The organism is Rhizobium alarense, assembly GCF_021555155.1.
GTDB lineage: Bacteria > Pseudomonadota > Alphaproteobacteria > Rhizobiales > Rhizobiaceae > Rhizobium_D > Rhizobium_D alarense.
Map to the genome: position 1 here is coordinate 45921 of NZ_JAKGBU010000027.1, position 6122 is coordinate 52042.

Sequence of the window (6122 nt, forward strand, 5' to 3'; positions counted from 1 at the left end):
GGATACCGTGAACATCAGTGCAAGAGAAACACGTCCGACAGCGCCGCCATTCGATACAGCCAAGCTCGACCGGCTCATGGAGGCAGCAGGCATCGACGTCATCGTCGCCACCTCCAAGCACAACACGCAGTACCTGCTTGGCGGCTACAAATTCATCTTCTTTGCCGCCATGGACGCGATCGGCCACAGCCGCTACCTGCCGGTCGTGGTCTACGAGAAGGGTGCTCCGGATCATTCGGCCTATGTGGGAAACCGCATGGAAGGCGGCGAACACCAGAACAATCCGTTCTGGACGCCGGCCGTGCACACGGCTTCCTGGGGCACGCTCGATGCGGCCGCGCTGGCGGTCGAGCACCTGAAAAAGATCGGCAGGGCCGGCGCGCGGATCGGCATCGAGCCAGCCTTCCTGCCGTCGGACGCCCGCGATCTGCTGGCTTCGCGGCTCGAGGGTGCGCGGTTCGTCGACGCGACGCATACGCTCGAGCGGCTGCGTGCCGTCAAGTCACCGGAGGAACTCGCCAAACTCAAGCGCGCTTCCGACCTCATCACCGCCTCGATGCTGGCGACGATTTCGGCGGCCCGCGACGGCTCGACCAAGACCGAGATCATCGAGCGGCTTCGCCGCGAGGAAACCAACCGTGGCCTGCATTTCGAATATTGCCTGCTGACGCTCGGCGCCAGCCACAACCGCGCAGCCTCGCCGCAGACCTGGAAGACGGGCGAGGTGCTGTCGGTCGATTCCGGCGGCAACTATCACGGCTATATCGGGGACCTCTGCCGCATGGCCGTTCTCGGCGACCCGGATGCGGAACTGGAGGATCTGTTGGCGGAGGTCGAGACGATCCAGCAGGCAGCCTTCGCGAAGGTCAAAGCCGGTACAGCGGGCAGCGAGATGATCGTCGCGGCTGAGGCGCTGCTCAAGGCCTCTCCTTCGGCTGCCTTCACCGATTTCTTCTGCCATGGCATGGGCATCATCACGCACGAAGCGCCGTTCCTGATGACCAACCATCCGGTCGCCTATGACGGCATCGATGCCGACCAACCCCTGGAGGCGGGCATGGTGATTTCGGTCGAGACGACCATGCTCCATCCAAGACGCGGCTTCATCAAGCTGGAGGACACGCTGGCGATCACCGAAAGCGGCTACGAGATGTTCGGCGATCGCGGACGCGGCTGGAACCGCGGCGGGGCGCGGTAGGACAGAGGACGTCGCACCCTACCGCAGGGCAAACATGCGCCCGATCGTCGCGCCGTCGGTGCGGTCGATGCGGCAGGCAATCCCCTCGCTCTGCCGGTCACCTGCAACGAGCACGACGGAGACCGGCTCCGCGGGACGGAGATTGCCGGAAAAGAAGACGTCGCGGCGCGAGACGGAGTGCGCCGCGTCGGGGTGCCAGGCATCCAGCGCCCGCGTGCACATCGCCTGGAATTCCGCGAAATAGAACAGGCCGGCACCGTTGAATTCCTCGCTGATGCTCGGCGTGAACCGAAACCTCGGTGATGGGGCCCCGGCTTCCAGATCCATCCCCAGATAACGGTCGACACTGCCGCGCCGCAGGGCCGCCGCCGTTTCGGCGAGCGCACAGCAGGCCGTTCCGGTCAGCGGATTTCCGGTGCGCTCGACGCGGACCAGCGAGTGATTGTCGTCGGTCCTGTCGCGCCGGACGAAGGTCGAGATCAACTCCACCTCGGCGACCGGTTGCTCGCCGCATGCGATCTTGTGAAGGCTCATGACCTGGCTGCGGGAGACCGGTGCGAGGAACGAGCGGATGGCCAAAACGTCGTTGGCGCGAACGGTCCCGAGCCGCGCCTGCCTGAGCGAGGTGGCGCAGATCGCGGCATAGGCCGCCGTCCCGTCCGGCGTGCGGAAATCCGCGTCCCCCATGCCGAGATGCCTGGCGAGCATCAGCCAGTGGCGGTGGCCGAGTTCCTTCATCAGCCACGTCTCGGAGAGGCCGTGCGCATTGAGGTGCGGCATGCCGACCAGAAGATGCGGTTCGAGCGCACGCTCCATCAGCTCGCCTGCACTCGGCAGCCGCGCGGGAAAGTCGATGAGCGTCGCGTTCATCATCGGTTGCCTGCCGCCATCTTGGCCGCCGTCTTGATTGTCGGCACACCGGTTGCGAGGCGTGCCGCGAGACGCCCGACGACATGCTCCGCGTCCTTGCCGACGCTGAGGAAACGTCCCGAACCCCAGGTCCAGAGCCACGGAAGGCCGAGGACGTAAATCCCGTCGACCGCCGTCACGCCGCGCCGGTGGACTGGATAGGCATTGCCGTCGAAGATCGGCAACCCGACAAACGACCAGTCCGGACTGAAGCCGGTCGCCCAGACGACGGATGTAATGCCGGCCGCGGCCAGGTCTACGTCCGTGATCTCGGTTTCGGGCTGCCAGACCGGCTCGTACACGGAGCCCGCCGGCGCCGCGATGCCCTTCTCTGCGATGTGGCGGTCGATCAGCGCATTGATGCCGTTATAGACCCGGTCTGCACCGTCGAGATTTTCCTTCAGGTTCGGCTCGAACAGCATGCGCCCGCCGGAGACGCCCGACATGCGGCCATAGAGCGCCATGCCTTCCAGCGCGAACTTCCTGAGGTCGATGTCCCGCCCACCGTCCCGGCCGGTCAGATAGTGGTTCGTGTCGTGTTTCTTCTTCGTCATCCCGTCGTGCTCGACAGTGATGTCGTACTGGCCGATGTCCGACAGCCAGTCGACCACATCGCGGCCGCGGTAGAAGCGCGCGCAGCGCGGCGCGTTGCCGGTGGCGAGATGCACCTTGCGGCCGGACAGATGCAGGTCCTCGGCGATCTGGCAGCCCGACTGGCCGGAGCCGACGACCAGCACCGCGCCCTCCGGCAACTGCGTCGGGTTGCGGTAGGCCGCGGTGTGGATCTGTATGACGGCTTCCGGCAGACGCTCGGCGGCGCGTGGAATGGCGGGCCGCGCATAGAGGCTGGTCGCGAGGATCACCGCATCGGCGGTCACCGTGCCGGCGCTCGTCTCGATACGGAAGCAGTCGCCCTGCCGCTCCAGCGCGGTCACGGCCGTTTCCTCGCACAGAGGGGCGTCCACCTTGCTGACGAACCGGTCGATATAGCCGAGGATCTCGTCCCTCACCATGAAGCCGTGCGGGTCGTCGCCGTCGTAGGGATGGTCCGGAAGCTGGCATTGCCAGTTAGGCGTCACAAGGCAGAAGGCGTCCCAGCGTTCCTCCTTCCATTTATGCGCCGCCGTCTTCTTCTCGAAGACCACGTGGTCGATGCCGTGTTTTTTAAGATAGTGGCTCGCCGAGAGGCCAGCCTGCCCGCCGCCGACCACGACGGCGCTGTAGTGGGGTTCAAGGTTCAATGTCATGTCGCTACCTTTCAGGTCAGGAAGGCTTCGAGGCGGACCGCGGCGTCAGGCCGGTCGCGGAAGGCGGAGGCTGCGTCTTCGATGCGGGCGAGTTGGCCGAGCGCGCGGGAACAGGAAATGCCGTATTTCGCCCGAACCCGATCGCTGGCGACCGTCAGCGCGTCGCGGCTGCGGGCGAGGAAATCGGCCAGCGGGTAGGTCTCGCCCTCCGCGAAATAGTCCTGGATCACCAGTGACGGCGAGTAGCAGGTCTCGCTGCGCCCATCGGGCCAGGTGACGACGAAACGCATTTCAGGCATGGGCGGGCTCCAGAAGGCGTTCATAGGGGACAAGATGCGCGGCGGCGGTTGCCTCCCAGCCATGTCGTGCGGCGACGGCGAGCCCGCGGGCGACGACCCGCATGCGGACGGGCTCGACCAGCGACAGCGCCATGCCCTCGGCGATGGAGGCGGGATGGCCGGGGTCGCACCAGATCGCGTCCTCGTCGCCGAGATATTCGGTGAAGGGTGGGATCGAGGAGACGACGGCCGGCGTTCCGCTCGCCATCGCCTCCAGCACGACGAGGCCGAAGCCCTCCTTCACCGATGCGAAGACCAGCGTATCGGCAACCCGGTAGAGCGCCGGCATGTCGCTGTCCGCAACCGTTCCGATCAGGTGCACGGCGGCGGCGTGCTCGCCGAGTGCCGAGAGCTTTTCGCGGAAAACGGACTGGTAGTCGCCATGGTCGAGAAGCGACGCGCCGCCGGCGATGACGAACTGGGCGTCCGGTCGGATCGCGCGCACCTGACGGAAGGCCTCGAGCATCGCGAGCGTGTTCTTGCGGGCCTCGACGCCGCCGACCGCCAGAAAGACCGGACCTGGCGGCAGGTCGAGGTGCGCGGCAAGATCGGTCGCATCGACCGTCGGTGAAAAGCGAACCGTATCAACACCGTTGCCGACATTGATTGCCGCAATTGCACGTCTCCCGGCAAGCTCGCGCTGCCAGAGCGCGCTGACCGTGAAGAAGGCGTCCGCGCGCTCGATGGATCGATCCTGCAGGGCCATCAGCCGTGGATCGGAAAAACTGTCGATGTGATGCACGGTGCGGGCGAAGGTCGGGATAGACCCGCGCTCCTTGAGCGTCGCGAGCGCGTTTCCCGAAATGCCGTCATGGGCATGAAAGAGGTCGAAGTCCCGTGCGGCCGGGCTTTCGAAGTACGTCACGTAGTTGGCGATGCGCTGCTCAACCGTGGCCGTCATGTCAGGCAGGGCAGGAGCAACCGGGATACAGACCGCGCGGCAGGACGGCGTTCGAAAGAATCCCTTGCCGGCGGCGTCAGGTGCATGCAGCACGACCTCGTGGCCGAGACGGCAGAGCGCTTCGGACAATTGCATGGCGTGAACGACACCGCCGCGCGGATTGGTCGAGTGCGCGAGCATCGCGATGCGGAGCGGGCGGCTCATGCGGCACGCTCCGGTCCGCCGAGGCGCATGAGCGGGGTCGCCGCATGGTTGCGGACGATGGCCCGGCTGCCCTTTGCCGCGATGGCGACATCGCTTCCCTCCACGACGGTCCCGATCACGGCGGCGCTGATGCCGCGGGCGGCGAAGCGGCTGAGGATCACGTCGGCGGAGCCCGGCACGACGGAAAGCAGATAACCGAAACTCGGGAAGGTTGCGAGCCACCGGTCGAGCGATATGCCGGACGGCAATGGTATGGCCGAAACGTCGATCTCGATGCCGACACCCGAACATTCGGCGAGCATGATTGCCGTGCCGACGATGCCGCCCTGGCTGATGTCCTTCGCCGTCCGCGCCAGCCCTGCCTCGGCGATAGCCGGCAGCAGTTCGAGATCCGCCCGCAGCCGCGCCGGCGGGGCATCGATCGCGGCCTCCCAGTTGTTGAACGGTTCGCGGTAGCGCCCGCGGTGGTCGACGGCGGCGATCAGCACGTCGCCGGGCCTGGCGTCGAAGCTGGTCAGCAGCCGTTTCGCCCGGCCCAGGATGGCAACGGAAAGCTGGCCGCGATCGGTCCTGATGTTGGTATGGCCGCCGACGATCGGCACGCCGAAGGCGCATGCCGCCGCGCGCATGCCGTCGAGCACCGGTGCCGCGCCGGTTTCCCCGTCCGCCCAGACCGCATCGACGACGGCGACGGGCCTGCCGCCCATTGCCGCGACGTCGGAGATGTTGACCATGACGCCGCACCATCCGGCAAACCAGGGGTCTGCAGCGACGAATTCGTTCATGAAACCTTCGATGGCGAAGAGAAGATAACCATCCCCGTCCGGTAGTGCCGCGCAGTCGTCACCGACCGAGACCGTCTGGCCGGAAACACCGAGCCGGGCCGCGATCGCGCCGATATCGGCCTTTGCCGCGACGCCGGCGCCGCTAGACAACCGGGCCGCGAGCGCTGTTATGTCGATCCCGGCCGTCATCACGCGGCTTTCTTCGGCAGGGCGACGAAGCCTGCTTCCGGCGTCGGGCAGGGCGGGTACCAGGCGAGGTCCGCCTTCATCCTGAGATGCGGCTTGCCGTGGAGTTCGAATTCCTCGATCGCCTCCCAATGCAGCCGGCGGAAGAGCAGGCCGTTCTGTACCTGCACATTGGCGAGAAACGTGCGGCAGCCCATCGCATGTGCGGAGGAGACGGCAAGCCGGATCAACGTCGCGCCGAGCGCACCGATCTTGCGATAGTCGGAATGGACGGCGAGCCTGGAGCCCCACCATACACCCGGCTCCGGCTCTTGAATGCGGACCGTGCCGACCAGCCGGTCGGCGGCGACGCCC

General features: G+C 66.4%; 7 protein-coding genes. 1 reads left to right on the top strand and 6 read right to left on the bottom strand.

Annotated features, from left to right (window positions below; all coding sequences use genetic code 11):
* Positions 1–7 precede the first annotated feature (7 nt).
* Positions 8–1198: a M24 family metallopeptidase gene (locus LXM94_RS10735; protein ID WP_235771257.1), complete on the top strand. Its 1191-nt coding sequence runs from the start codon at positions 8–10 to the stop codon at positions 1196–1198.
* An 18-nt stretch (positions 1199–1216) separates the two neighbouring features.
* On the opposite strand, the gene LXM94_RS10740 is transcribed toward LXM94_RS10735, so the two are convergent.
* The 6 genes from LXM94_RS10740 to LXM94_RS10765 all read right to left on the bottom strand — a co-directional run.
* Positions 1217–2068, bottom strand: coding sequence for a Pnap_2097 family protein (locus LXM94_RS10740; protein WP_235771258.1), 852 nt, complete (start codon positions 2066–2068; stop codon positions 1217–1219).
* Positions 2068–3354, bottom strand: coding sequence for an MSMEG_0569 family flavin-dependent oxidoreductase (locus LXM94_RS10745; RefSeq protein ID WP_235771259.1), 1287 nt, complete (start codon positions 3352–3354; stop codon positions 2068–2070). Before LXM94_RS10745 ends, LXM94_RS10740 begins: the two co-directional genes overlap by 1 nt.
* Positions 3355–3365: 11 nt before the next feature.
* Positions 3366–3653 carry an MSMEG_0570 family nitrogen starvation response protein gene (locus tag LXM94_RS10750; RefSeq protein WP_235771260.1) on the bottom strand — a complete coding sequence of 96 codons (288 nt, stop codon included), beginning with the start codon at positions 3651–3653 and terminating at the stop codon, positions 3366–3368.
* A complete protein-coding gene (locus LXM94_RS10755; protein WP_235771261.1) occupies positions 3646–4797 on the bottom strand; it encodes an MSMEG_0565 family glycosyltransferase in 1152 nt (383 codons plus the stop codon). The genes LXM94_RS10750 and LXM94_RS10755 overlap by 8 nt, the downstream gene beginning before the upstream one ends.
* On the bottom strand, positions 4794–5771 hold the full coding sequence (locus LXM94_RS10760) for a sll0787 family AIR synthase-like protein (RefSeq protein ID WP_235771262.1): 978 nt from the start codon (positions 5769–5771) through the stop codon (positions 4794–4796). Before LXM94_RS10760 ends, LXM94_RS10755 begins: the two co-directional genes overlap by 4 nt.
* Positions 5771–6122: MSMEG_0567/Sll0786 family nitrogen starvation N-acetyltransferase (locus tag LXM94_RS10765; RefSeq protein WP_235771263.1), on the bottom strand; the 352-nt coding region annotated here is incomplete at its 5' end. The genes LXM94_RS10765 and LXM94_RS10760, both read right to left, overlap by 1 nt.